Source organism: Nocardiopsis sediminis (assembly GCF_042650565.1).
Lineage (GTDB): Bacteria > Actinomycetota > Actinomycetes > Streptosporangiales > Streptosporangiaceae > Nocardiopsis_B > Nocardiopsis_B sediminis.
On the sequence record NZ_JBHSBH010000015.1, the window covers coordinates 825765 to 826010 of the forward strand.

At 87.4% G+C, this 246-nt stretch carries 1 protein-coding gene; it reads right to left on the reverse strand.

From position 1 onward, the window contains the following. A partial coding sequence (locus ACFOVU_RS26160) for a hypothetical protein (protein ID WP_378538224.1) occupies positions 1-246 on the reverse strand: 246 nt, incomplete at both ends.

Sequence of the window (246 nt, forward strand, 5' to 3'; positions counted from 1 at the left end):
GGGACGGCCACCGCCGCCCGGCCCGCCGCGACCGCCGCCGGGCCCGCCACGGCCGCCACCGCCGCCGGACGGGGCCGGACGCGAGGACGGCATGTTCATCGGGCTGGGGCGCGGACCGCCGCCGGGACGCGGCGGACCACTGCGGTCACCGCCGCCCGGGCGCGGGCCGGCACCGGGTGCGCCACCGGGGCGCGGGGCGCCGGGACGCGGAGCCTGCGGGCGCGGGGCACCGCCGCCGGGACGCGG